Genomic DNA, 25,055 nt, shown 5'->3' with positions numbered 1-25,055 from the left:
GTCCGGGCCTCGCTCAGGTCTCGCGGCAGCCAGGGGTCCGCGGCCCCCGGGTCCTACAGGCCCGCCGCCTCGCGCAGCGCGTCGACGCGGTCCGTGCGCTCCCAGGTGAAGTCGGGCAGCTCGCGGCCGAAGTGGCCGTAGGCGGCGGTCTGGGCGTAGATCGGGCGGAGCAGGTCGAGGTCGCGGATGATGGCGGCCGGACGCAGGTCGAAGACCTCGTCGATCGCCTTCTCGATCTTCTCGGGCTCCACCTTGTGGGTGCCGAAGGTCTCCACGAACAGGCCCACCGGCTCGGCCTTGCCGATCGCGTAGGCGACCTGGACCTCGCAGCGGGAGGCCAGGCCCGCCGCCACCACGTTCTTCGCGACCCAGCGCATCGCGTACGCGGCCGAGCGGTCCACCTTGGACGGGTCCTTGCCCGAGAAGGCGCCGCCGCCGTGGCGGGCCATGCCGCCGTAGGTGTCGATGATGATCTTGCGGCCGGTCAGTCCGGCGTCGCCCATCGGGCCGCCGATCTCGAACCGGCCGGTGGGGTTGACCAGCAGCCGGTAGCCCTCGGTGTCCAGCTTGATGCCGTCGTCCAGCAGCGCCTTCAGCTCCGGCTCGACGACGAACTCGCGGATGTCGGGCGCCAGCAGCGACTCCAGGTCGATGTCGGAGGCGTGCTGCGAGGAGACGACCACGGTGTCCAGGCGGATCGCCTTGTCCCCGTCGTACTCGATGGTGACCTGGGTCTTGCCGTCCGGGCGCAGGTAGGGGATCGTGCCGTTCTTGCGCACGTCCGACAGGCGCTTGGACAGCCGGTGCGCCAGGAAGATCGGCAGCGGCATCAGCGTCGGGGTCTCGTCGGAGGCGTAGCCGAACATCAGCCCCTGGTCGCCCGCGCCCTGCTGGTCCAGCTCGTCGACGTCGTCGCCCGCGGCGCCGCCCTCGATCCGCGACTCGTACGCCGTGTCCACGCCCTGTGCGATGTCGGGGGACTGCGCGCCGATCGAGACGGACACGCCGCAGGAGGCGCCGTCGAAGCCCTTCTTGGAGGAGTCGTAGCCGATCTCGAGGATCTTGTCGCGGACCAGGGTCGCGATGTCCGCGTAGGTCTTGGTCGTGACCTCGCCGGCCACGTGCACCAGGCCGGTGGTGATCAGTGTCTCCACGGCGACCCGGGAGGTCGGGTCCTCGCGCAGAAGCGCGTCGAGAATGGTGTCGCTGATCTGGTCAGCGATCTTGTCGGGGTGACCCTCGGTCACGGACTCCGAGGTGAACAGGCGACGGGACACAACGCTCCCTGGGGTTGCAGCGGCTGCTGGCTGATCATTGGCGGACGGGCACGGGGCTGCGCCCGGCGTCATCCGAGAACAGTTTATCGGTCGCGCTCGGCCACCGGCCCACCTGTCTCGCCTCTCGGGAGCGCTGTGAGCTGCGGCACGGGCATTCTGCCGAAGCCCGGCGACCTTGACCAGAGTCGCCACGCGCCGGGCTTCGAGCTTCGAGCGGCCGTACCGGGCGAGCGCTCAGCCCAGCCGGGCCGCCACCAGGTCCCACACGGTGTCGGCCAGCGCTTCCTTCGGGCCGTGCGGCACGGGAGTCTCGCCGCCGTCGGCGGCCAGCACCACGGCCTCGTTGTCCTCCGCCCCGAAGGTCCTGCGCTCCCCCACCTCGTTGACCACGAGCAGGTCGCAGCCCTTGCGCGCGAGCTTCTTGCGCCCGTTGGCGAGGACGTCGTCGGTCTCCGCGGCGAAGCCCACGATCACCTGTCCGGGCCGCGCCCGTTCGGCTGATATCTCCGCGAGGATGTCCGGATTGCGCACCAGTGCGACGGGCTCGGGGTCCTGACCGTCCTTTTTCTTGATCTTGCCGGCCGCGTAGGTCGCGGGGCGGAAGTCGGCGACCGCGGCGGCCATGACCACCGCGTCGGCGTCCGCGGCGGCCTTCAGTACCGCCTCCCGCAACTGCACGGCCGTGCCGACCCGGACGACGTCCACGCCCGCCGGGTCCGGCAGGGCGGTGTTGGCGGCGACGAGCGTGACTCGGGCCCCGCGGGCCGCCGCCGTGCGCGCGAGGGCGTAGCCCTGCTTGCCGGAGGAACGGTTGCCTAGGAACCGGACGGGGTCGAGGGGCTCGCGGGTGCCGCCGCCGCTGACGACGACATGGCGTCCGGCGAGGTCGGGCTCGGCGGCGCCCCGGGCGAGCACGCGGCGGCAGACCTCGAAGATCTCCGCCGGGTCGGGCAGCCGGCCCTTTCCGGTGTCGACGCCGGTCAGCCGGCCGACCGCGGGTTCGACGACGACGGCACCGCGGCGGCGCAGCGTCGCCACGTTGTCCTGGGTGGCCGGGTGCTCCCACATCTCGGTGTGCATCGCGGGGGCGAAGACCACCGGGCAGCGGGCGGTGAGCAGGGTGTTGGTCAGCAGGTCGTCGGCGAGGCCGTGGGCCGCCCTGGCGAGCATGTCGGCGGTGGCGGGGGCGACGACCACCAGGTCGGCCTGTTGCCCGATGCGCACGTGCGGCACCTCGTGGACGTCGTCCCAGACCTCGGTGGAGACGGGGTGGCCGGACAGGGCCGACCAGGTCGCGGCGCCGACGAAGTGCAGCGCGGAGGCGGTCGGCACCACCCGCACGTCGTGACCGGACTCGGTCAGCCGGCGCAGCAGCTCGCACGCCTTGTAGGCGGCGATGCCGCCACCGACCCCCAGAACGACCTTGGGCTTGTCCACCGTCTCTCCCCGGGCTAGGAAACGTACTTCCCCCATGACACACCACAGGCCCGGCAGTCGCGCTGCCGGGCCTGTGGACAAGTCAACCGCAGTCTGAACGTACTACTGCGCGGGCCCCTCGATGGCCTCGGACGTCAGCAGACCCGCGTTGATCTCGCGCAGGGCGATGGAGAGCGGCTTCTCGTGGACGTGGGTGTCGACGAGCGGACCGACGTACTCGAGGAGGCCCTCGCCGAGCTGCGAGTAGTACGCGTTGATCTGGCGGGCCCGCTTGGCCGCGTAGATCACGAGGCTGTACTTCGAGTCGGTGGCCTCGAGGAGCTCGTCGATCGGCGGGTTGATGATGCCCTCGGGCGCGGAGATGGAAGAGGACACGCTCTACCTTCCGATGGATGGGAAAGAATCAGTTGGTGCGACCGTCACGGTCACTCACGATCACACAACGTCCATCAAGGCTAGCAGCTCGCGAGCCACGCCCTCGACGGAGGTGTTGACCAGGGTCTCGTCGAACTCCGGTTCGGCCGCGAGTTCGATCTTCGCCGCCTCAAGGCGTCGTTCAATCACCTCGGGCGCCTCGGTCCCCCGTCCGGTGAGCCGGCGCACGAGCTCGTCCCAGGAGGGGGGAGCCAGGAACACCAGCCGGCCCTCGGGCATGGACTCGCGGACCTGCCGGGCGCCCTGGAGGTCGATCTCCAGCAGCACCGGCACACCCGACTCCAGATGCTCGAGCACGGCGGCGCGCGGTGTGCCGTAGCGGTTGCCCGCGAACTCGGCCCACTCCAGCAGCTCACCGTTGGCGATCATCTTGTCCATCTCCTCGTCGGTGACGAAGAAGTAGTGGACGCCGTGCTGCTCACCGGGGCGGGGCCTGCGGGTCGTCGCCGACACCGACAGCCAGACCTCGGGGTGTTCCTTGCGCATATGGGCGACGACCGTGCTCTTGCCGACCCCGGAGGGGCCGGAGAGCACGGTCAGCCGCGGACGTGCGTCCGGGGGTACGGGGGTCGCGCCCCGGGGTGTTACAGCCATGCGCCGATTATTCCAGCAATCGCGCGGTGCCCGGGACGCGAGTCCTCAGCCCCCGGACTCAGGAGCCGGTGCTGCCGAACTCGCGCTCCAGGGAAGCGATCTGGTTGGACCCGAGGCCGCGCACGCGACGGCTCTCGGAAATGCCGAGCCGCTCCATGATCTGCTTGGCGCGGACCTTGCCCACGCCCGGCAGGGACTCAAGGAGGGCGGAGACCTTCATCTTGCCGATGACGTCGTTCTCCTGACCCTGCTTGATGACCTCGTGCAGGGAGGCGCCGGAGTGCTTGAGTCGATTCTTGACCTCGGCCCGCTCCCGGCGAGCCGCGGCGGCCTTTTCGAGCGCGGCTGCGCGCTGTTCAGGGGTTAGGGGCGGAAGAGCCACGCCTACGTCACCTCGGATGTCGAACTGTCGGATACGGACCGGTGAGGAACCTAGTCGCCCCACACCTGGGGAGGCACGAGCAACACGCTTGCCCGGTCTCCCCCACTACCTTGAGGGCGTGGGAGGCGCCCCCACTCGACGGAGACTAGCGGTCCCGTCCGCCAGAGTCAGCGAGAACAGAGGAAAAGTCCTGGTCAGCCTCCGCCAGGCCGGGCATTTAGGACATAATGCCCCGGATTTGAGGATGTATCCAGACTCAGGTGGACCCCGAGCCGTCCACTCGGGGACTCAGCCACCGGTCACCGCGGTCCTGATCTCCTGAGCGAAGCGCTCCGCGGCACCCCGCAGCGCCCCCACCTCGGGACCGTGACGCAGAACACCCCGGCTGACGCTCGGGACCACGTTGCGCACCGCGGAACCGAACACCCGGGGAAGATCGGCCGGCGTCGCTCCCTGCGCGCCGATCCCCGGCGCGAGCAGCGGCCCGCCCATGTCCAGGTCGTACGACGACAGGTCGCCCAGCGTGGCCCCCACCACCGCGCCGAAGGACCCGAGCGGGGCCTGCCCCGCGTTCTCCTCGGCGAGGTGCGCGAGCACGGTCGCGCCGACGGTGCGGCCGTCGGGCCGCACGGCGTGCTGGACCTCGGCGCCCTCCGGGTTGGAGGTCAGCGCCAGCACGAACAGGCCCGCGCCGCTCTCCCGCGCCAGGTCGACCGCGGGCCGCAGCGACCCGTAACCGAGGTACGGGGAGACGGTGAGCGCGTCCGAGAACAGCGGCGCGTCCTTGCGCAGGAACGACTCGGCGTAGGCGGCCATGGTCGAGCCGATGTCGCCGCGCTTGGCGTCCATGACGACCAGCGCACCGGCCGCCCGGGCCTCCTCGACGGACTTCTCCAGGACGGCGAGGCCGCGCGAGCCGAAGCGCTCGTAGAAGGCGCTCTGCGGCTTCAGGGCGGCCACCCGGCCGGCCAGTGCCTCCACCACGGTGCGGCTGAACCGCTCCAGACCGGCCACGTCGTCGTTCAGGCCCCACTCGGCGAGCAGCGAGGCGTGCGGGTCGATGCCGACGCACAGCGGGCCGCGCTCGTCCATGGCACGGCGCAGACGCGCGCCGAAGGGTTCCACCGGGCTCATGCCGTCCGGCCTGCCTTCCTTACGTCGGCGCCGACCGCGTCGGCGAGGGTGGGGTACGGGCTGGTCCGCAGGCGCGCGGCGAGCCCCTTGTGGATCGCGCGGCTCCAGAGGGGCCCCTGGTAGATGAAGGCGCTGTAGCCCTGGACCAGGGTGGCGCCGGCCAGGATGCGCTGCCAGGCGTCCTCGGCGTTCTCGATGCCGCCGACGCCGACCAGGGTGATGCGGTCGCCCACGCGCGCGTAGAGGCGGCGCAGCACCTGGAGGGAGCGTGCCTTCAGCGGCGCGCCCGAGAGCCCGCCGGTCTCCTTCACCAGCGAGGGCGCGGACGTCAGGCCGAGTCCCTCGCGCGCGATGGTGGTGTTGGTGGCGATGATCCCGTCCAGGCCCAGCTCCACGGCGAGGTCGGCGACGGCGTCGACGTCCTCGTCGGCGAGGTCCGGCGCGATCTTCACGAGCAGCGGCACCCGGCGCCCCGGCACGGCACGGTCGGCGGCCTCGCGCACGGCGCCGAGCAGCGGGCGCAGCGCCTCGGTGGCCTGGAGGTCGCGCAGACCGGGGGTGTTCGGGGAGGAGACGTTGACGACCAGGTAGTCGGCGTACGGGGCCAGCCGCTCGGCGGACTTCACGTAGTCGGCGACGGCCTCCTCCTCCGGGACGACCTTGGTCTTGCCGATGTTGACGCCGACGACGGTCCTGAACACGGGCGTGCGCGAGGCCAGGCGCGCGGCGACGGCGAGCGAGCCCTCGTTGTTGAAGCCCATCCGGTTGATCAGGGCGCGGTCCTCGACCAGCCGGAAAAGCCGCTTCCTCGGGTTGCCGGGCTGCGGCTCCCCCGTGACCGTGCCGATCTCGACGTGGTCGAAGCCGAGCATCGACATCCCGTCGATCGCCACGGCGTTCTTGTCGAAGCCGGCGGCGAGCCCGAACGGGCCGTGCATCCGCAGGCCGAGGGCCTCGGTGCGCAGCTCCTTGTGGCGGGGGGCGAGCACGGCGGCGGCGAAGGTGCGCAGCACCGGGACGCGGGCGGCGAGCCGGATCCAGCGGAAGGCCAGGTGGTGCGCCTGCTCCGGGTCCGTCCGCTGGAAGAACAGGCGGAAGAAAAGCTTGTACATCACTGGGTCACTGAGTCCTCGGGTGTCCTCGGCTGTCCCGGGGGCCTCATGGGTCCCCTGGGGTCCTCGTGAAGAGGGGGACACCGTTTCCGGTGTCCCCCTCGGGATCGCTAGTCGCGGGTCGCGGTCAGGAATCCCGCGTGTTCCTGGAGGGAGCGGACCCCCACGTCGCCGCGGTGGAGGGCGTCGATGCCCTGGACCGCCGCGGCCAGCGCCTGGACCGTCGTCAGGCACGGCACGGAGCGCGCCACGGCCGCGGTGCGGATCTCGTAGCCGTCGAGGCGGCCGCCGGTGCCGTACGGGGTGTTGACGATGAGGTCGACCTCGCCGTCGTGGATGAGCTGGACGATGGTCCGCTCGCCGTTCGGTCCGGTGCCCTGGGACTGCTTGCGCACCACCGTGGCGTTGATGCCGTTGCGCTTGAGCACCTCGGCCGTGCCGGAGGTGGCGAGCAGCTCGAAGCCGTGGGCGACCAGCTCACGGGCCGGGAAGATCATCGAGCGCTTGTCCCGGTTGGCGACCGAGATGAAGGCGCGGCCCTTGGTCGGCAGCGGGCCGTAGGCCCCGGCCTGCGACTTGGCGTACGCGGTACCGAAGACGGAGTCGATGCCCATGACCTCGCCGGTGGAGCGCATCTCGGGGCCGAGAACAGTGTCCACGCCGCGTCCGGAGGTGTCCCGGAAGCGGCTCCAGGGCAGCACGGCCTCCTTGACGGAGATCGGCGCGTCCAGCGGCAGCGTGCCGCCGTCGCCGTTCTTCGGCAGCAGCCCCTCCTGGCGCAGCTCGGCGATGGTCGCGCCCAGCGAGATCCGGGCGGCGGCCTTGGCGAGCGGCACGGCGGTCGCCTTGGAGGTGAAGGGGACCGTACGGGAGGCGCGCGGGTTGGCCTCCAGGACGTAGAGGATGTCGCCGGACAGCGCGAACTGGATGTTGATCAGACCCCGGACCCCGACACCGCGCGCGATGGCCTCGGTGGAGGCCCGCAGCCGCTTGATGTCGTACCCGCCGAGCGTGATCGGCGGGAGCGCGCACGCCGAGTCGCCGGAGTGGATGCCGGCCTCCTCGATGTGCTCCATGACGCCGCCGAGGTACAGCTCCTCGCCGTCGTAGAGGGCGTCGACGTCGATCTCTATGGCGTCGTCGAGGAACCGGTCGACGAGCACCGGGCGGGAGGGGCTGATCTCGGTCGACTCGGCGATGTACGCCTCCAGGCGCGCCTCGTCGTAGACGATCTCCATGCCGCGGCCGCCCAGCACGTAGGACGGGCGGACCAGGACCGGGTAGCCGATCTCGTCGGCGATGGTCTTGGCCTGGGCGAAGGTGGTGGCGGTGCCGTGCTTGGGGGCCGGCAGGCCCGCCTCGGCCAGCACCTGGCCGAAGGCGCCCCGGTCCTCGGCCGCGTGGATCGCCTCGGGCGAGGTGCCGACGACCGGCACGCCGTTGTCCTTCAGGGCCTGCGCCAGGCCCAGCGGGGTCTGGCCGCCGAGCTGGACGACGACTCCGGCGATCGGGCCGGCCTGCCGCTCCGCGTGGACGATCTCCAGGACGTCCTCGAGGGTCAGCGGCTCGAAGTACAGCCGGTCGGAGGTGTCGTAGTCGGTGGAGACGGTCTCCGGGTTGCAGTTGACCATCACGGTCTCGTACCCGGCGTCGTGCAGCGCGAAGGAGGCGTGCACGCAGGAGTAGTCGAACTCGATGCCCTGGCCGATGCGGTTGGGCCCGGAGCCCAGGATGATCACCGCCGGCTTCTCGCGCGGGGCGACCTCGTTCTCCTCGTCGTAGGAGGAGTAGAAGTACGGCGTCTTCGCGGCGAACTCGGCGGCGCAGGTGTCGACCGTCTTGTAGACCGGGCGGATGCCGAGGGCGTGCCGCACCTCGCGGACCACGTCCTCGCGCAGGCCCCGGATCTCGGCGATCTGCTGGTCGGAGAAGCCGTGCCGCTTGGCCTCGGCGAGCAGTTCGGCGGTCAGCTCGGGCGCCTCGGCCAGTTCGTCGGCGATCTCCTTGATCAGGAAGAGCTGGTCGACGAACCACGGGTCGATCTTCGTGGCGTCGAAGACCTCCTCGGGCGTGGCGCCCGCGCGAATGGCCTGCATGACCGCGTTGATCCGGCCGTCGGTCGGGCGGACCGCCTCGCGGAGCATCTCGTGCTTGTCGCCGGGCTCGCCGACGAACGTGAACCGGCTGCCCTTCCTCTCCAGCGAGCGCAGCGCCTTCTGGAGGGCCTCGGTGAAGTTGCGGCCGATGGCCATGGCCTCGCCGACCGACTTCATGGTGGTGGTCAGCGTGGAGTCGGCCTGCGGGAACTTCTCGAAGGCGAACCGGGGCGCCTTGACGACCACGTAGTCGAGGGTCGGCTCGAAGGAGGCCGGGGTCTCGCGCGTGATGTCGTTGGGGATCTCGTCGAGGGTGTAGCCGACGGCGAGCTTGGCGGCGATCTTGGCGATGGGGAAGCCGGTCGCCTTGGAGGCGAGCGCGGAGGACCGCGACACGCGCGGGTTCATCTCGATGACGATGACCCGGCCGTCCTCGGGGTTGACCGCGAACTGGATGTTGCAGCCGCCGGTGTCAACGCCGACCTCGCGGATGACGGCGATGCCGATGTCGCGCAGGATCTGGTACTCGCGGTCGGTCAGCGTCATCGCAGGGGCGACGGTGATGGAGTCGCCGGTGTGCACGCCCATCGGGTCGAAGTTCTCGATGGAGCAGACGACCACGACGTTGTCGTGCTTGTCGCGCATCAGCTCCAGCTCGTACTCCTTCCAGCCGAGGATGGACTCTTCCAGGAGCACCTCGGTGGTCGGCGAGAGGGTGAGGCCCTGTCCGGCGATGCGGCGCAGTTCCTCCTCGTCGTGCGCGAAGCCGGAGCCGGCGCCGCCCATGGTGAAGGAGGGGCGGACCACGACCGGGTAGCCGCCGAGCTCGTCGACGCCGGCGATCACCTCGTCCATGGTGTGGCAGATCACGGAGCGGGCGGACTCGCCGTGCCCGGTCCTGCGCCGGACGGCCTCCACGACGGACTTGAACTGGTCGCGGTCCTCGCCCTTGTGGATGGCCTGGACGTTGGCGCCGATCAGTTCGACGCCGTACTTCTCCAGGACGCCGTTGTCGTGCAGCGAGATGGCGGTGTTGAGCGCGGTCTGGCCGCCCAGGGTGGGCAGCAGGGCGTCGGGGCGCTCCTTGGCGATGATCTTCTCGACGAACTCCGGGGTGATCGGCTCGACGTAGGTGGCGTCGGCGATCTCCGGGTCGGTCATGATCGTCGCCGGGTTGGAGTTGACGAGGACGACCCTGAGGCCCTCGGCCTTCAGGACGCGGCACGCCTGGGTGCCGGAGTAGTCGAACTCGGCGGCCTGGCCGATGACGATCGGGCCGGAGCCGATGACCAGGACGGACTGGATATCGGTGCGCTTAGGCACGCTGGCCCTCCATCGGGACTGTGCTCATCAAAGACGTGAAGCGGTCGAACAGGTAGGCGGCGTCGTGGGGTCCCGCGGCCGCTTCGGGGTGGTACTGGACGCTGAAGGCCGGCTTGTCGAGCAGTTGGAGGCCCTCCACCACGTTGTCATTGAGGCAGACGTGGGAGACCTCGACACGGCCGAAGGGGGTGTCGGAGACCCGGTCGACGGGGGCGTCGACGGCGAAGCCGTGGTTGTGCGCGGTGACCTCGACCTTGCCGGTCGTACGGTCCTGCACCGGCTGGTTGATGCCGCGGTGGCCGTACTTGAGCTTGTAGGTGCCGAAGCCGAGCGCGCGGCCGAGGATCTGGTTGCCGAAGCAGATGCCGAACAGCGGCGTGCCGCGCTCTAGGACGCCCCGCATGACGGAGACGGCGTGGTCGGCGGTGGCCGGGTCGCCGGGGCCGTTGGAGAAGAACACCCCGTCGGGGTCGACCGCGTACACGTCCTCGACCGTGGCCGTGGCGGGCAGCACGTGCACCTCGATGCCGCGCTCGGCCATGCGGTGCGGGGTCATGCCCTTGATGCCGAGGTCGATCGCCGCGACGGTGAACTTCTTGTCGCCGATCGCGGGAACGACGTACGCCTCCGTGGTGGCCACCTCGGCGGACAGGTCCGCGCCCTCCATCCGGGGGGACTCGAGGACCCGGGCCAGCAGCGTGGCGTCGTCCTGAACGGCCTCCCCGCTGAAGACGCCGACGCGCATGGCGCCGCGGTCGCGCAGGTGGCGGGTGAGGGCGCGGGTGTCGATGCCGCTGATCCCGACGACGCCCTGCGCGGCGAGCTCCTCGTCCAGGGTGCGCCGGGCACGCCAGTTGGAGGGCCGGCGGGCGGGGTCGCGCACCACGTAGCCGGAGACCCAGATCCGCTTCGACTCGGGGTCCTCGTCGTTGACGCCGGTGTTGCCGACGTGCGGGGCCGTCATGACGACGACCTGGCGGTGGTACGACGGGTCGGTGAGGGTCTCCTGGTAGCCGGTCATGCCGGTGGAGAACACGGCCTCGCCGAACGTCTCCCCCACGGCCCCGTAGGCACGGCCGCGGAAGATCCGGCCGTCCTCCAGGACGAGTACGGCGGGAACCCTCGAGGTTCCCCTGGTGGAGGTGGTCATCGTTCGGCGCCTTCCGTGCTGTTCTTCTCGATCATGGTGTTGAGGGCCTCGACCCACTCGGTGTGCTCGGCCGCCCGGTCGGAGCGGAACCCGGAGTCGATCAGGCGTTCGCCGTGTTCCCAGGTCACGACGAGCAGGCCGCCCTCGGTGAGCACCTTGCCGGCGATGCCCTTGTCGAGCCGGGCGCCGCGCAGCCGCGCGGCCGGGACGAAGAAGTCCTCCGCTCCGGGGCGCACCACGTCCAGGCCCGCGCCGGTCAGGGTCAGCTCGGCCCGGCTGCGGGTGCCCAGGCCGCGCGCCACGATGCGGTCCAGCCACTGTCCGGCGGTGGTGGAGCCGTGGTAGCGGCCGGTCATCGTCAGTGTCGCCGGGCCGGGGTCCTCCGGCGCGCTCGGCAGTTCGGGCAGGTCGCCCTGGAGGGTGGCGCGCCACTTCCAGCCCTCGCGCATCAGCCAGTAGACGAGGGCGATGAAGAGAACGAGGCCGATCAGCCAGCCGATGCGGGCGGCCCAGTCGGTGACCGCGGCCGACTTCCCTTCCGCGGCGACTTCGGTCGCGAGCCCGGCTGCGAGCAGAGGTGCAGGTGTCACGTGAGCTTCCCGTCGACGAGCGTGGCCTTGCCCCGGAGCCACGTGTGGGTGACACGGCCCGGCAGCTCACGTCCCTCGTAGGGGGTGTTGCGGCTGCGTGAGGCGAAGCCCGCGGGGTCCACCTGCCCACGGTATGCCGTGTCGACCAGCGTGAGGTTGGCGGGCTCACCTGCCGAGACGGGGCGTCCGTGGCCGGTGGCCCGCCCGATCCGGGCCGGGGAGAAGGACATGCGGTCCGCGACGCCCGCCCAGTCCAGCAGTCCGGTCTCGACCATGGTCTCCTGGACCACCGACAGGGCGGTCTCCAGGCCGACCATGCCCATGGCGGCCGCGGCCCACTCGCAGTCCTTGTCCTCGTGCGGGTGCGGGGCGTGGTCGGTGGCGACGATGTCGATGGTGCCGTCGGCGAGCGCCTCGCGCAGGGCGTGCACGTCCCGCTCGGTGCGCAGCGGCGGGTTGACCTTGTAGACCGGGTTGTAGGTGCGCACCAGCTCGTCGGTGAGGAGCAGGTGGTGCGGGGTGACCTCGGCGGTGACCTGGATGCCGCGGGACTTGGCCCAGCGGACGATCTCGACGCTGCCCGCGGTCGACAGGTGGCAGATGTGGACGCGGGAGCCGACGTGCTCGGCGAGCAGGACGTCGCGGGCGATGACCGACTCCTCGGCCACGGCCGGCCAGCCGCCCAGGCCCAGTTCGGCGGAGACGACGCCTTCGTTCATCTGGGCGCCCTCGGTCAGCCGCGGCTCCTGCGCGTGCTGGGCGACGACGCCGTCGAAGGCCTTCACGTACTCCAGCGCCCGGCGCATGATCACCGCGTCGTCGACGCACTTGCCGTCGTCGGAGAAGACGGTGACCCCGGCGGCCGACTCGTGCATGGCGCCGAGTTCGGCGAGCTTCCTGCCCTCCAGGCCGACCGTGACGGCGCCGATGGGCCGCACGTCGCAGTAGCCGTGCTCCCGGCCCAGCCGCCAGACCTGCTCGACGACGCCGGCGGTGTCGGCGACCGGGAAGGTGTTGGCCATGGCGAACACGGCGGTGAAGCCGCCGGAGGCGGCCGCCCGGGTGCCGGTCAGGACGGTCTCGGAGTCCTCGCGGCCCGGTTCGCGCAGGTGGGTGTGCAGGTCGACCAGGCCCGGCAGCAGCACCTTGCCGTCGGCCTCGACGATCTCGGCGCCCTCGCCGGACAGCCCGGTGCCGACCGCTTCGACGACCTCGCCGTCGATCAGGACGTCCTGCGGCGCGCCGCCGAGCACCTTGGCACCACGGATCAGGATCTTGCTCATGTGTGTTACTTCTCCTCGGCGAAAGAGGTGCGCGCGGAGCGCTCGTCAGAGGGGTGGTGGGAGACGGGCGGGCGGGTTTGGGGGGCGGGTTCCATGCCGCCGAGCAGCAGGTACAGCACGGCCATGCGGATGGAGACGCCGTTGGCGACCTGCTCGACGGCGGTGCAGCGGTCGGAGTCGGCGACCTCGGCGGTGATCTCCATGCCGCGGACCATCGGGCCGGGGTGCATCACGATGGCGTGCTCGGGCATCCTCGCCATGCGGTCGCCGTCAAGACCGTAGCGCCGCGAGTACTCGCGCTCGGTCGGGAAGAAGGCGGCGTTCATCCGCTCGCGCTGCACGCGGAGCATCATCACGGCGTCGGACTTGGGCAGCGTGGCGTCGAGGTCGTAGGAGACCTCACAGGGCCAGGTCTCGACGCCGACCGGCAGCAGGGTCGGCGGGGCGACCAGGGTGACGTCGGCGCCGAGGGTGTGGAGCAGGTCGACGTTGGACCGGGCCACCCGGCTGTGCAGCACGTCGCCGACGAGGGTGACGTGCCGGCCGGACAGGTCGTGGCCGAGGCCCGCGTCCCTGCCGACCAGCCGGCGGCGCAGGGTGAAGGCGTCGAGCAGGGCCTGGGTGGGGTGCTGGTGGGTGCCGTCGCCCGCGTTGATGACGGCGGCGTCGATCCAGCCGGAGTTGGCCAGCCGGTACGGGGCCCCCGAGGCGCCGTGCCGGATGACCACGGCGTCGACGCCCATGGCCTCCAGGGTCTGGGCGGTGTCCTTCAGGGACTCGCCCTTGGACACCGACGACCCCTTGGCGGTGAAGTTGATGACGTCCGCGGACAGCCGCTTCTCCGCGGCCTCGAAGGAGATCCGGGTGCGGGTGGAGTCCTCGAAGAAGAGGTTGACGACGGTGCGGCCGCGCAGGGTCGGCAGTTTCTTGATCGGCCGGTCGGCGACCCGGGCCATCTCCTCGGCGGTGTCGAGGATCAGGACGGCGTCGTCGCGGGTGAGGTCGGCGGCCGAGATGAGATGACGCTGCATCTGTCAGGCTCCGTAAGGCGGTTCATTCGGGAGAATTGGGGCAGACGGGCGCGTGCGAGGGCACACGCGGGGGGCGTACGGCGGTGCGTACGCGCGCGTGTTACGGCTGTTCGCCCTGGGCGGCCGGCTTGGCGCCGAGCAGCACGGTGTCGCGACCGTCCTCCTCGGCGAGCAGGACCTTGACCGTCTCCCGCAGCGACGTGGGGAGGTTCTTGCCGACGTAGTCGGCGCGGATCGGCAGTTCGCGGTGGCCGCGGTCGACGAGGACGGCGAGCTGCACCGCGCGCGGGCGCCCGATGTCGTTCAGGGCGTCGAGGGCGGCGCGGATGGTGCGGCCCGAGAAGAGCACGTCGTCGACGAGGACGACCAGGCGGCCGTCGACGCCGTCACCGGGGATCTCGGTGCGGGCCAGCGCGCGCGGGGGCTGCATGCGCAGGTCGTCGCGGTACATGGTGATGTCGAGCGAGCCGCAGGGGAGCTTGCGCTCGGTGATCTGCTCGAGTTTGGCGGCGAGCCGCTGGGCGAGGAAGACGCCCCGGGTCGGAATGCCGAGGAGCACCACGTCGTCGGCGCCCTTGGCGCGCTCGACGATCTCGTGGGCGATGCGGGTCAGTACCCGCCCGATGTCGGGTCCCTCGAGAACGGGCCGGGCATCTGAGGCTTGCGCGTTCGCGTGCGTGTCCATACGAAACGGACCTCCTTCTCCGCCTCACGGGACGGACCTTAAAGGACGTCGGAATTGCGCCATACACGCTACCAGGTGCCGGAGGCCTCCTTCGATCACCCCCTTGGCGCAACCCGCCGCGGTTACCACGGAAGCGGCGCTGCGGACCATTCGGCTTGACGCGGCAGAGTAACGCTGCGTAACCTCACAGTGAGTTACCAGCCGCGCGGCGTGGCAGGGAAGCAAGTCGCGTCGACACAGTGTCCGGGGAGCCATATGTCCAGCGAATACGCCAAACAGCTCGGGGCCAAGCTCCGGGCGATCCGCACACAGCAGGGCCTTTCCCTCCACGGTGTCGAGGAGAAGAGCCAGGGACGCTGGAAGGCGGTCGTAGTCGGTTCGTACGAGCGCGGCGACCGCGCCGTGACCGTGCAGCGCCTCGCCGAGCTGGCGGACTTCTACGGGGTTCCGGTGCAGGAGCTGCTGCCGGGCACCACCCCGGGCGGCGCCGCCGAGCCCCCGCCGAAGCTGGTCCTCGACCTGGAGCGGCTGGCCACGGTGCCGGCCGAGAAGGCGGGCCCGCTGCAGCGGTACGCCGCGACGATCCAGTCGCAGCGCGGTGACTACAACGGCAAGGTGCTCTCCATCCGCCAGGACGACCTGCGCACACTCGCCGTCATCTACGACCAGTCGCCCTCGGTCCTCACCGAGCAGCTGATCAGCTGGGGCGTGCTGGACGCGGACGCGCGCCGCGCGGTGGCGTCCCACGAGGAGAGCTGACCGCTCCGCAGACCCAGCAGAAACGTGCCGCCGGGGTGGCCGGAACCAGAAGATTCCGGCCACCCCGGTGGCTTTTCCGCAGGCCCTGAAGGGACGGACGCGGCCTTGAGCGGACGGACGCGCCCTGGTGGGGCGGACGCGGTCGACGGGGCCCGGGGGCCTGCGCACGGACGCCGAGGGGCCCGCAGCAGTCGTGCTGCGGGCCCTGCGAGTCCGTCCGGAGCCGGCCCGGGCGGGCCGGCTCCTTGTCACGCCTGGTCGCGTCGGAGCGAGGGCTTGAGCTCCTTCAGACGGCCCAGCAGGCCGTTGACGAACGAAGGCGACTCGTCCGTGGAGAACTCCTTCGCCAGCTGCACCATCTCGTCCAGCACGACGGCGTCCGGGGTCTCGTCGACCCAGACCAGCTCGTACGCGCCGAGCCGCAGGATGTTGCGGTCGACGACCGGCATGCGGTCCAGCGTCCAGCCGACCGCGTACTGCGCGATCAGCTCGTCGATCCGGGTCGCGTGCTCCGCGTAGCCTTCGACGAGCTGCATCGTGTACTCGCTCACCGGTGGCTGCCGGGTGTCGGTCCGGGACAGCCGGATCCAGTCGGCGAGGACCGTCAGGACGTCGGCACCGCGCTGGTCGCCCTCGAAGAGGATCTGGAAGGCACGCTTGCGGGCCGTGTTGCGGGCAGCCACGGTTAGCTGTTCACCCGGCCGAGGTAGTCGCTGGTGCGGGTGTCGACCTTGATCTTCTCACCGGTGGTGATGAAGAGCGGGACCTGGATCTGGTGGCCGGTCTCCAGGGTGGCGGGCTTGGTGCCACCGGTGGAGCGGTCGCCCTGGACACCCGGCTCGGTCTCGGCGACGGTCAGCTCGACAGCGGCGGGCAGCTCGACGAAGAGCACCTCGCCCTCGTGCTGGGCGACGGTGGCCTCGAAGCCCTCGATCAGGAAGTTGGCGGTGTCGCCGACGGCCTTGCGGTCGACGTGCAGCTGGTCGTAGGTCTCCATGTCCATGAAGACGAAGTAGTCGCCGTCCATGTAGGAGAACTGCATGTCACGCTTGTCGACGGTGGCCGTTTCGACCTTGACGCCGGCGTTGAACGTCTTGTCGACGGTCTTCCCGGAGAGCACGTTCTTGAGCTTGGTGCGCACGAAGGCCGGGCCCTTGCCAGGCTTGACGTGCTGGAACTCGACGACGGACCAGAGCTGGCCGCCTTCGAGCTTGAGCACCATGCCGTTCTTGAGGTCGTTCGTGGAAGCCACGGTTGCGGAATCTCCTGGACTGACGTACGACCCCGGGGCAGGCGCACAGCGCGAGGCTAGAGCGCGAGGAGCTCCTTGGTCGTGATGGTGAGTAGCTCGGGTCCGCCGTCCGCCTCGGGGCGTACGACGAGCGTGTCATCGATCCGGACACCGCCCCGGCCCGGGAGGTGGACCCCCGGTTCGACGGTGACCGGCACGCAAGCGTCCAGTTTACCCATGGCTGAAGGGGCCAGCTGCGGGTCCTCGTCGATTTCTAGTCCGACCCCGTGCCCGGTGAGGGGTTGCAGGCTCTCGGCGAACCCGGCCGAATCCAGTACCTGGCGTGCGGCGCGGTCCACATCGCGGTAGGCGGCGCCGGGGGCCAGGGCCTCCCGTCCGGCCCGCTGGGCGGCGAAGACCAGGTCGTAGAGCTGAATCTGCCAGTCCGCGGGAGACGTGCCGATCACGAAGGTGCGGCCGATCTCGCAGCGGTAGCTGCGGTAGGCGGCGCCCAGGCACACCGTGAGGAAGTCGCCCTCCTCGACCCGCCGGTCGGTGGGCCGGTGGCCGCGGCGGCCGGAGTTCGGGCCGGTGGCCACGGAGGTCGGGAAGGCGGGCCCGTCGGCGCCGTGGTCGACGAGCCGCCGCTCCAGCTCCAGGGCGAGATGGCGCTCGGTGCGGCCGACCAGGATCGACTCCAGCAGTTCGCCGAGGGCCTGGTCGGCGATCTCGGCGCCGATCCTCAGACAGGAGATCTCCTCCTCGTCCTTGACGACCCTGAGCTGCTCGACCGCACAGCCCAGATCGGCCAGGCGCAGCCCGGGCGCCACCGAGCCGAGGGCGTGGTAGCGGGCCACCGTGAGGTGGTGCTCCTCCACGGCGAGCGAGTCGGCGCCCTGGGTCCGGGCGTGGTCGGCTGCGGCGACGGCCGGGTCGCCGCCGGAGGGTTGGGGCAGGACCTGCACCGGCAGCGCCTCGTCGGGCCGGACCTCGCCGGGCCGGTCGTCCGGCGGGCTCTGGCACACCAGCAGGTCCTCACGCCTTCCGAGAAGCAGGACGGCACCCTGCGGGGCTGCTCCCGCCAGGTACCGCACATTGGCGGGACGAGTCACCAGGGCCGCCGCGCTGCCGCCCGCGTTGCAGCGCTCCCTCAGCCGGGTCCGGCGGGCCGCGTACACCTCTGACATGAACCGAGCGTAAGAGTCATGGCTCAATATCGCCGTTCGAGAGGTCCGAGTGGGTCTGCCGGATCCCGGGCTTCGCGGCGCGTGCTACCAGTTCGGGGGGCTGGCGATGGCTCGGGACAGGACCTCGTCCAGGACGCGGGCCGTGGCCGGGACGTCGAGTTGGGAGTTGTCGATGATGGGGAGGCCGGAGCCGTACCAGCCGGCCATGCGGCCGTGGATACGGGCGACCTCCTCGTCGGTCAGCCGGCGGTTGCCGCTGCGCTCGGCGTTGCGCTCCAGGACGATGTCCAGTCCGGGCAGCAGCACGACCGGGAGCAGGCCGGGGCCGACATGACGCTTCCAGCCACCGAGCCCGACCACCGGGCGGTCGGGGAAGACGGCGTCGTCGAGGATGCACGAGATGCCGTTGGCGAGGAAGTTGCGGGCGGCGAAGCCGCAGGTGCGGCGGGCGAGCCGGTACTGCGCCTCGGAGTGGTCGTTCCATCCCGACTGCGGGTCGGCGAAGCCGGAGCGTACCCACTCGCGGACGTCGTCGAGGCTGATGTGCGCGGTGGGCACGCGGCGGTGGTCGGCCCAGTACTTGGCGACGCTCGTCTTGCCCGCGCCCGCCGGTCCGATCAGCAGCACCGCCAGCGTGGTGGTCGTCGGGTCGGGCGCGGTCTGGGCCGGTGGCACGCTGGGCATGCCGACCGGGCCGCCCGGCGGCAGCCGCACGTGACCGGTGGCGTCCGGCGCGGCAGTCGCGGCAGTCGGCGGGACCACGGGGGCCGGCTGATGGGGTCCCTGGAGGTGCGGGCTCTGCGGGCTCTGCGGACTCCGGGGGTGCGGTGCCTCCGGGGGCGGGCCCTGAGGACGCGGACCCTGCGGACGCGGAGCCGACGGAGGCGGACCCTGAGGATGCGGGCTCTGTGGTTGGGGAGCCGACGGATGCGGGCCCTGGGGATGCGGACTCCGCGGTGGGGGAGCCGACGGATGCGGGCCCTGCGGGTGCGGAGCCGAGGGATGTGGGCCCTGGGGGCGCGGAGCCGAGGGATGTGGGCCCTGGGGGCGCGGAGCCGACGGGGGTGGAACGGGCGGTTGGCCGCCCGGCGGTCGCGGGGCCGGGGCGCCGGGGTAGCCCGACGCCGGAGGCGGCGGGGGCACGGGCGCGGAGCCCTGGGGCGCGCCCGGGTACCGCGGCCCCGGCTGATGTGCGGCCGACGACCAGCCGGCGGCCGGTCCGTGCCCCGGCTGGTGGGGCGGCGGCAGCGGTGAACCCACTGCGTGCTGCATCCGGTGCGACTCCGTCTCGTACGGGGCGATGGGCGCCGGCAGCGGGTCCGAGCCCCGCCGCCTACCGAACGGTACCGTCCCCGGCCGCCCTGTGGTGAACGGCCCGGGACGGTCCGAAGTGCCCGTCCCGGCAGGCAGAACGGGTCGGATGCCGCTAGGTGGGACTTACTCCCCGACCTCGCCGTACGCGCCGAGCAGCACGGCCGGGTCGGGGCCTTCCAGGACGGTGGGCTTGGCGAGCCCGTCCAGGACGATGAAGCGCAGCAGGTCGCCACGGGACTTCTTGTCGACCTTCATCGTCTCCAGCAGCTTGGGCCACTGGTCGTAGCGGTAGTGCAGCGGCAGGCCCACCGATTCGAGGATCGTACGGTGGCGGTCGGCCGTGGCGTCGTCCAACCGGCCCGCCAGGCGGCCGAGTTCGGCGGCGAAGTGCATGCCGACGGCGACCGCCGCGCCGTGCCGCCACTTGTACCGCTCGTTCTTCTCGATCGCGTGGCCCAGCGTGTGGCCGTAGTTGAGGATCTCGCGCAGGCCCGACTCCTTGAGGTCGGCGGAGACGACCTCCGCCTTGACCCTGATGGACCGTTCGACGAGTTCGGCGGTGTGCGGGCCGGCCGGGGTGCGGGCGGCCTCCGGGTCCGACTCGATGAGGTCGAGGATCACCGGGTCGGCGATGAAGCCCGCCTTGATGACCTCGGCCAGTCCGGACACGTAGTCGTGGACCGGGAGGGAGTCCAGGGCAGCGAGGTCGCACAGCACGCCGGCGGGCGGGTGGAAGGCGCCCACGAGGTTCTTGCCCTCGGCGGTGTTGATACCGGTCTTGCCGCCGACGGCCGCGTCCACCATGGCCAGCACGGTGGTCGGGACGGCGATCCAGCGCACCCCGCGCAGCCAGGTGGCGGCCACGAATCCGGCCAGGTCGGTGGTGGCGCCGCCGCCCACGCCCACGATGACGTCGGTGCGGGTGAACCCGCACTGGCCGAGCGCCTTCCAGCAGTAGGCGGCGACCTCCGCGGTCTTGGCCTCCTCCGCGTTCGGCACCTGGATGGCGACGGCCTCGTAGCCCTGCTCGGCCAGGTCGGCGCGGAGCGCGTCCCCGGTCCCGGCGAGCGCCTCGGGGTGGATCACGGCGACCCGCTTGGCCTTCGCGCCCACCAAACTGGTGAGCTCACCCAGGAGCTGACGGCCGACCAGGACGTCGTACGCCTCGGTGCCGGCCGTACCGGCGATGTGGATCCGCGTGACCGGCTCGCTCATGCTTCCTTCAACTCCAGTGCGTCCAGGGCGGCTTGGGTGACCTCTTCCGGGGTGCGCCCGTCGGTCGGCACGACCGCGGTGGCGACCTCCTCGTACAGGTGCCGCCGGGCCTCCATCAACTCGCGCCACTGCTTGCGCGGGTTGACGGCGAGCAGCGGGCGGGCCACGTTGAGCCCGGTGCGCCGGACGGCCTCCTCGACGTCCATCGACAGGTAGACCACGCGTGCTCCGGCGAGCAGCGCGCGCGTGTCCTCGTCGAGGACCGCGCCGCCGCCGAGGGCCAGCACGCCGTCGTGCTCGGCCAGCGCCCGGCGCACCGCCTCCTTCTCCATCGCGCGGAAGGCGGGCTCGCCCTCGTCCACGAAGATCTCGGAGATGGCGCGGCCCTGCCCGGCCACGATGTCGTCGTCGGTGTCCCGGTAGGCGACCCCCAGGCGGTCGGCGAGCAGGTGTCCCACCGTGGACTTGCCCACGCCCATCGGGCCGACCAGGACGAGAAGCGGCGCCGCGGTCACCGGATCGCCAGGTTCTCGAGGTACGACCGCACGTTGCGGCGGGTCTCCGGCACGCTGTCGCCGCCGAACTTCTCCGCGACGGCGTCGGCGAGGACGAGGGCCACCATGGCCTCGGCCACGATGCCGGCGGCCGGCACCGCGCACACGTCGGAGCGCTGGTGGTGGGCCTGCGTGGCCTCGCCGGTGGCGACGTCCACGGTCCGCAGGGCCCGCGGCACGGTCGCGATCGGCTTCATCGCGGCACGCACCCGCAGCAGTTCGCCGGTGGTCAGCCCGCCCTCGGTGCCGCCGGAGCGGCCCGTCGCGCGCCGGATGCCGTCGTCGGTGGTGACGATCTCGTCATGGGCCTTGGAGCCGGGCACCCGCGCCAGGTCGAAGCCGTCGCCGACCTCGACGCCCTTGATCGCCTGGATGCCCATGAGCGCGGCCGCGAGCCGGGCGTCGAGCCGCCGGTCCCAGTGCACGTGGGAGCCCAGGCCCACCGGCACGCCGTACGCCAGCACCTCCACCACGCCGCCGAGCGTGTCGCCGTCCTTGTGGGCCTGGTCGATCTCCGCGACCATCGCCTTGGAGGCGTCCGCGTCCAGGCAGCGCACCGGGTCCGCGTCCAGCTTCTCCACGTCGGCCGGGGTCGGGTACACGCCGTAGGGCGCCTTGGCCGCGGCCAGTTCGACGACGTGGCTGACGATCTCGATGCCGGCGGTCTCCTTCAGGTACGACCGGGCCACGGCACCCAGTGCGACGCGGGCCGCGGTCTCGCGGGCGGAGGCCCGCTCCAGCACCGGCCGGGCCTCGTCGAAGCCGTACTTCTGCATGCCCGCCAGATCGGCGTGCCCGGGGCGGGGCCGGGTCAGCGGCGCGTTGCGCGCCAGCTCGGCCAGCTCCTCCGGGTCGACCGGGTCGGCGGCCATGACCTTCTCCCACTTGGGCCACTCGGTGTTGCCCACCATGATCGCCACCGGGGAGCCGAGGGTGAGGCCGTGCCGGACGCCGCCGAGGAAGGTGACCTCGTCCCGTTCGAACTTCATCCGGGCACCGCGCCCATAGCCCAGGCGCCGCCGTGCGAGATGGTCCGCCACCGTCTCCGTGGTGATGGGCACGCCGGCGGGAAGGCCCTCCAGCGTGGCGACGAGTGCGGGGCCGTGGGACTCCCCCGCGGTCAGCCAGCGCAACCTGCTCAACGGTGCTCCTCATGCTCGCGCGCCCTGGTACTGCCCCTGCGTACGCGCGTCCTCGCGCGTGGTGCCGGCACGGCCGGGTGCGCGACCCCGGGGTGCCGTCTCCGATCCTCCCACGTCCGGCCCCGGGATCCGGCCGCCGGTCCAGCAGGCGGACGGGCGCGGCCCGGTCTCCGGGGCACGGGCGGCACCCCTGGCGCCTCCGGCGGAACCTCGTGGGCGGCGGGACCGGGCTCCCAGCGCCCGGGGGTTCGGCGCCGGGGCCGCGCCCCGGTCAGGCGCGGTCGGGACGGTGGCTGCCGGGATCGGTCGCGTCGAGGACCTCGGCCTCGGGGATCGTGGACCAGCCGGTGGCCTGCGACGGGATCGCCGGGAGCACGATCTCGGGATCGGCCTCGGGGCGCAGGTCCACCAGGGCGGCGCGCGGCCCTAACGGGCGGCGAGGGCGCGTTCGCCCGCCTTGCGCATGGCGTCGAGCGGTGCCTGCGAGCAGCCCGTCATCTGTTCGACCTGGAGGACCGCCTGGTGCACCAGCAGATCGAGGCCGCTGACGACGGCGCCGCCGGCCATGGACCAGCGGGCCGCGAGGGGCGTGGGCCACGGGTCGTAGAGGACGTCGAAGAGGGTGGCGGGACGCTCGGGTACGGCGTCGGCGAGCGCGTCCGTCGTGCCGGCCGGGGTGGTGGCGATCACCAGGGGCGCCTTCAGAGCCTGCCCGGCGTCCGCCCAGTCCGCCGTGCGGACCTCGACGTCCAGCCGCTCACCCCACTGCCGCATCTCGGCCGCGCGGGCCTCGCTGCGGACATAGGCGACGACCTCGCCGGTGCAGACGCGGGCGAGCGCGGCCAGCGCGGAGGAGGCGGTGGCACCGGCGCCGAGCACCGCCGCCGAGCCGACCTGCTCGATGCCGTGCTCGCGCAGGGCGGCGACCATGCCCGGCACATCGGTGTTGTCCCCGACCCGGCGGCCGTCCGCGGCGCACACGACCGTGTTGACCGCCTCGACGGAGGCGGCGGTGTCGCTGATCTCGTCGAGCAGCGGGATGACCGCCCGCTTCAGCGGCATGGTCAGCGACAGCCCGGCCCACTCGGGTCCCAGGTCCTCGAAGAACGCGGGCAGACCTGCCTCGTCGATCTCGAACCGGTCGTAGGACCAGTTCGCGAGCCCCAGTTCCGCGTACGCCGCCCGGTGCAGCACCGGGGAGAGCGAGTGGGCGATCGGCGAACCGAGCACAGCCGCCCGACGGGCGTCAGTTGCCCTTGGTGGCATCGAACTTGTCCTTGAGCTTGAGGAACTCGGCGTACGTCTTGGCGAACTCGGTCTTGTGCGCGCCGTCGGTCGCCACGAAATAGATCCAGCCGTCCTGGGTCGGATTCAATGCCGCACTCAACGCCTCGTCGCCGGGGTTTCCGATCGGTCCGGGCGGCAGGCCCGTGCGGGTGTACGTGTTGTAAGGGTCGTGGTTGCTGTTGATCTCTTTTTCGCTGATGTGGATGTTGCTCTGGCCCTTCAGGTAATTGAAGGTCGAGTCGAACTGCAGCAACCGGTTGGTCTCGGTGTTGGTCGGCTTCAGACGGTTGTAGATCACTTCCGACATCTTGCGGAAGTCGTCGTGCGTCTTGCCCTCGGCCTGGACCAGGCTCGCCACGGTGAGCAGTTGCCAGGGCCCTTCGAGGTCCAGGCCCTTGGCCTTCTTCTCCAGACCCAACTCGTTGTACTTCCCGTTGGCCCGCGCCACCATCTCCTTCAGGACGGCCTCGGGCTTCTGCCCCTTGGCGACGGCGTAGCTGGAGGGGTAGAGGAACCCTTCCAGCGGGTCCTTCAGGTTTGGATGGTTCAGCGCCCAGGAGGGCAGGCCGAGGTTCTTGTACTCCTTCTTCGCGACGCCGGCCGTGGTGCCGTCCGGCAGTTCGAGGCGCTTGTCGATCAACGCGTAGACCGCCACGTTGCGCAGGCCCTCCGCGAGGACCAGGTTGCTGCGGCTCTTCGGACTGAGCATCAGTTCGACCGCGCTGGCGGCCGACATCTGCTTGCGCAGCGTGTAGATGCCATCCTGGATCGAGTTGCCATTGGGGTTCTGCGACTGCGCCGCCACGAACGCGTCGACGCTCTTGACCACGCCCGCCGTCTTCAGCACCCGGCCGATGTCGTAGCCGCCCGCGCCCTTGGGGATCTCGACGGTCACCATCTCGTTGATTCCGTCGCCCGAGTAGTCCGGGGCGGAGCCGAAATGGTTTTGGTAGAACTGATAGCCGTAGTAGAGGACTCCGACCGTACCTCCGCTGAACACCAGGGCGACGACCAGGCAGGCACAGCCGCTGCGGCGCTTCTTGCCCTTGCCGCCGCGCCCCTTGCGGTCGCCCCGTCCCCGGCCCTCGTGCGGATCGTCGCTGTCGTCGTCGTCCTCGTCGTCGCCGTCCGCGAAGAACGCGTGTTCGTCCTGTTCGGGTTCGGGATCGGGATCCCAGTCCGGTCGCGGCTCCGGCTCGGCCCGCCGGCGGCTCGGCGGCTCCGGCGGTGGGTAGGCCTCGGGGGTGCCGTAGGGGTCGGGCTGCTGCGCGCCGTAGCCCCCGGCCTGCCGGCCGTACGGATCGGCCGGGTCGGCGGGGTACGCGGGCTGCTGCTGCCCACCGACGCCGTCCCAGCCGCCCTGGCCGTATCCCTGTTGCTGGAGGTGCGCCGGGTACTGCTGGTCGTACTGCTGCTGACCGTACTGCTGACCCTGCTGACCGTACTGCTGACTCTGCTGACCCTGGGGATCGTAGTACTGCTGGCCCTGCTGGTGGCCCTGGTCGCCGTAGTGCTGCTGCGGGTACTGCCCGTCGTAGCCATCGGACTGTCCGGGGCCCCACTCGCCGTACTGCGGTTGCTGCGGCTGCTGCGGATGGTGCTGCGGCCCACCACCGTAGGGGGACTGCGGGCCCGCCTGGGCCTGCTGTCCTCCCCATCCGCCGTCCCCGTACAACGGGTCCTCCGGATGCCACGGTTCGGGGCCTGGACCCCGGCCATACTCAGTCATCGATCCCCTAGAGCCGCGAGGCGCGGGGTGCCACGGCTGTGTGGCCCGGCTCCCGTCCCGCCTCTTGCTGTGCGTCGTCTGTTCGAACACCGGCGCATCGCGCGGAAC

General features: G+C 71.4%; 24 protein-coding genes. 1 reads left to right on the top strand and 23 read right to left on the bottom strand.

Annotated features, from left to right (window positions below; all coding sequences use genetic code 11):
* Positions 1 to 53: 53 nt before the first annotated feature.
* The 13 genes from metK to pyrR all read right to left on the bottom strand — a co-directional run bounded on the left by metK (position 54) and on the right by pyrR (position 14,529).
* Positions 54 to 1,277 (bottom strand): methionine adenosyltransferase, encoded by a 1,224-nt coding sequence (metK, locus tag ACTYVM_RS08055; protein WP_445525227.1) that lies wholly within the window; start codon positions 1,275 to 1,277, stop codon positions 54 to 56.
* Between the two features lie 234 nt (positions 1,278 to 1,511).
* Positions 1,512 to 2,714 (bottom strand): bifunctional phosphopantothenoylcysteine decarboxylase/phosphopantothenate--cysteine ligase CoaBC, encoded by a 1,203-nt coding sequence (gene coaBC / locus ACTYVM_RS08050; protein ID WP_400031515.1) that lies wholly within the window; start codon positions 2,712 to 2,714, stop codon positions 1,512 to 1,514.
* A gap of 102 nt (positions 2,715 to 2,816) precedes the next feature.
* Entirely contained in the window at positions 2,817 to 3,089 is a 273-nt protein-coding gene (gene rpoZ, locus ACTYVM_RS08045; protein ID WP_003977348.1) for a DNA-directed RNA polymerase subunit omega, read from the bottom strand.
* A 60-nt stretch (positions 3,090 to 3,149) separates the two neighbouring features.
* Entirely contained in the window at positions 3,150 to 3,743 is a 594-nt protein-coding gene (gene gmk / locus ACTYVM_RS08040) for a guanylate kinase (RefSeq protein WP_445525226.1), read from the bottom strand.
* A 58-nt stretch (positions 3,744 to 3,801) separates the two neighbouring features.
* Positions 3,802 to 4,125, bottom strand: a complete 324-nt coding sequence (locus ACTYVM_RS08035; RefSeq protein WP_003977346.1) for an integration host factor — start codon at positions 4,123 to 4,125, stop codon at positions 3,802 to 3,804.
* A 288-nt stretch (positions 4,126 to 4,413) separates the two neighbouring features.
* Positions 4,414 to 5,259: an orotidine-5'-phosphate decarboxylase gene (gene pyrF / locus ACTYVM_RS08030; RefSeq protein WP_400031518.1), complete on the bottom strand. Its 846-nt coding sequence runs from the start codon at positions 5,257 to 5,259 to the stop codon at positions 4,414 to 4,416.
* Positions 5,256 to 6,371 carry a quinone-dependent dihydroorotate dehydrogenase gene (locus tag ACTYVM_RS08025; protein WP_445525225.1) on the bottom strand — a complete coding sequence of 372 codons (1,116 nt, stop codon included), beginning with the start codon at positions 6,369 to 6,371 and terminating at the stop codon, positions 5,256 to 5,258. The genes pyrF and ACTYVM_RS08025 overlap by 4 nt, the downstream gene beginning before the upstream one ends.
* A gap of 110 nt (positions 6,372 to 6,481) precedes the next feature.
* On the bottom strand, positions 6,482 to 9,790 hold the full coding sequence (carB, locus tag ACTYVM_RS08020) for a carbamoyl-phosphate synthase large subunit (RefSeq protein WP_445525224.1): 3,309 nt from the start codon (positions 9,788 to 9,790) through the stop codon (positions 6,482 to 6,484).
* Entirely contained in the window at positions 9,783 to 10,940 is a 1,158-nt protein-coding gene (gene carA / locus ACTYVM_RS08015) for a glutamine-hydrolyzing carbamoyl-phosphate synthase small subunit (RefSeq protein WP_400031523.1), read from the bottom strand. The genes carB and carA overlap by 8 nt, the downstream gene beginning before the upstream one ends.
* On the bottom strand, positions 10,937 to 11,530 hold the full coding sequence (locus ACTYVM_RS08010) for a PH-like domain-containing protein (protein ID WP_445525223.1): 594 nt from the start codon (positions 11,528 to 11,530) through the stop codon (positions 10,937 to 10,939). Before ACTYVM_RS08010 ends, carA begins: the two co-directional genes overlap by 4 nt.
* Complete coding sequence (locus tag ACTYVM_RS08005) at positions 11,527 to 12,813, bottom strand: dihydroorotase (protein WP_445525222.1); 1,287 nt, start codon at positions 12,811 to 12,813, stop codon at positions 11,527 to 11,529. Before ACTYVM_RS08005 ends, ACTYVM_RS08010 begins: the two co-directional genes overlap by 4 nt.
* A 5-nt stretch (positions 12,814 to 12,818) precedes the next feature.
* Entirely contained in the window at positions 12,819 to 13,844 is a 1,026-nt protein-coding gene (locus tag ACTYVM_RS08000) for an aspartate carbamoyltransferase catalytic subunit (RefSeq protein WP_445525221.1), read from the bottom strand.
* 100 nt (positions 13,845 to 13,944) lie between these two features.
* Positions 13,945 to 14,529, bottom strand: a complete 585-nt coding sequence (gene pyrR, locus ACTYVM_RS07995; RefSeq protein WP_445525220.1) for a bifunctional pyr operon transcriptional regulator/uracil phosphoribosyltransferase PyrR — start codon at positions 14,527 to 14,529, stop codon at positions 13,945 to 13,947.
* Between the two features lie 255 nt (positions 14,530 to 14,784).
* Here pyrR and bldD point away from each other — a divergent pair, with 255 nt between their 5' ends.
* Positions 14,785 to 15,288, top strand: a complete 504-nt coding sequence (gene bldD, locus ACTYVM_RS07990; RefSeq protein ID WP_004990661.1) for a transcriptional regulator BldD — start codon at positions 14,785 to 14,787, stop codon at positions 15,286 to 15,288.
* A 248-nt stretch (positions 15,289 to 15,536) separates the two neighbouring features.
* Here the strand turns inward: bldD and nusB are convergent, their stop codons facing one another.
* The 10 genes from nusB to mltG form a co-directional block, all read right to left on the bottom strand.
* Positions 15,537 to 15,971, bottom strand: coding sequence for a transcription antitermination factor NusB (nusB, locus tag ACTYVM_RS07985; RefSeq protein WP_445525219.1), 435 nt, complete (start codon positions 15,969 to 15,971; stop codon positions 15,537 to 15,539).
* A gap of 2 nt (positions 15,972 to 15,973) precedes the next feature.
* Entirely contained in the window at positions 15,974 to 16,540 is a 567-nt protein-coding gene (gene efp / locus ACTYVM_RS07980) for an elongation factor P (RefSeq protein ID WP_445525218.1), read from the bottom strand.
* Between the two features lie 56 nt (positions 16,541 to 16,596).
* Positions 16,597 to 17,706, bottom strand: a complete 1,110-nt coding sequence (locus ACTYVM_RS07975; protein ID WP_445525217.1) for an aminopeptidase P family protein — start codon at positions 17,704 to 17,706, stop codon at positions 16,597 to 16,599.
* A gap of 84 nt (positions 17,707 to 17,790) precedes the next feature.
* Complete coding sequence (locus tag ACTYVM_RS07970) at positions 17,791 to 18,849, bottom strand: AAA family ATPase (RefSeq protein WP_445525266.1); 1,059 nt, start codon at positions 18,847 to 18,849, stop codon at positions 17,791 to 17,793.
* Between the two features lie 294 nt (positions 18,850 to 19,143).
* On the bottom strand, positions 19,144 to 20,235 hold the full coding sequence (aroB, locus tag ACTYVM_RS07965; RefSeq protein WP_445525216.1) for a 3-dehydroquinate synthase: 1,092 nt from the start codon (positions 20,233 to 20,235) through the stop codon (positions 19,144 to 19,146).
* Positions 20,232 to 20,714: a shikimate kinase gene (locus tag ACTYVM_RS07960; RefSeq protein ID WP_400032039.1), complete on the bottom strand. Its 483-nt coding sequence runs from the start codon at positions 20,712 to 20,714 to the stop codon at positions 20,232 to 20,234. Before ACTYVM_RS07960 ends, aroB begins: the two co-directional genes overlap by 4 nt.
* Positions 20,715 to 20,746: 32 nt before the next feature.
* Positions 20,747 to 21,931, bottom strand: coding sequence for a chorismate synthase (gene aroC / locus ACTYVM_RS07955; RefSeq protein WP_445525215.1), 1,185 nt, complete (start codon positions 21,929 to 21,931; stop codon positions 20,747 to 20,749).
* A gap of 271 nt (positions 21,932 to 22,202) precedes the next feature.
* Positions 22,203 to 22,340, bottom strand: coding sequence for a hypothetical protein (locus ACTYVM_RS07950; protein ID WP_445525214.1), 138 nt, complete (start codon positions 22,338 to 22,340; stop codon positions 22,203 to 22,205).
* Positions 22,341 to 22,357: 17 nt separating this feature from the next.
* Positions 22,358 to 23,197: a shikimate dehydrogenase gene (locus tag ACTYVM_RS07945; protein ID WP_445525213.1), complete on the bottom strand. Its 840-nt coding sequence runs from the start codon at positions 23,195 to 23,197 to the stop codon at positions 22,358 to 22,360.
* Positions 23,178 to 24,947 carry an endolytic transglycosylase MltG gene (gene mltG, locus ACTYVM_RS07940; protein ID WP_445525212.1) on the bottom strand — a complete coding sequence of 590 codons (1,770 nt, stop codon included), beginning with the start codon at positions 24,945 to 24,947 and terminating at the stop codon, positions 23,178 to 23,180. The genes ACTYVM_RS07945 and mltG overlap by 20 nt, the downstream gene beginning before the upstream one ends.
* Positions 24,948 to 25,055 lie beyond the last annotated feature (108 nt).

The organism is Streptomyces cyslabdanicus, from assembly GCF_052663305.1.
The sequence above is the reverse complement of the archived record's forward strand: the minus strand, read 5'-3'. Positions and strand labels throughout refer to the sequence as shown.